Origin of the sequence: Paenibacillus popilliae ATCC 14706, assembly GCF_000315235.1 — a bacterium.
GTDB classification, from domain to species: Bacteria; Bacillota; Bacilli; order Paenibacillales; family Paenibacillaceae; genus Paenibacillus_B; species Paenibacillus_B popilliae.
This window is the reverse complement of record NZ_BALG01000258.1, coordinates 1-262: the sequence shown is the minus strand read 5'-3', so window position 1 is coordinate 262 and position 262 is coordinate 1. Positions and strand designations below refer to the sequence as shown.

At 40.5% G+C, this 262-nt stretch carries 1 protein-coding gene; it reads left to right on the top strand.

Features of this window, described 5'->3' with window-relative positions; genetic code table 11:
* The coding region (locus PPOP_RS24530) for a hypothetical protein (RefSeq protein ID WP_234399870.1) at window positions 1-262 on the top strand (262 nt) is incomplete at both ends.

Here is a 262-nt window from a genome sequence, read left to right as displayed (position 1 = left end):
CCAATCGCAGTATTACTCAGTATGGAGGAAAAGTGCTGCGCTAAACCCCACTTTCATGCTGGGGATGCGGCGGAAAAGCCATGATTGTTTTAAGCTAATAGGTGCAATAGCCATAGTAATGGATCAGGTTAGTGATATGATTTATACATTATTAAGTTTTATTCTTAAAATTGTCAATATCGCTCGAAAATTCCCCAAAAGTATCGCTCGAAAATTCCCCAATTTCATCGGTCGGCTTCAGCATCGCCTATTGAATCAGGAC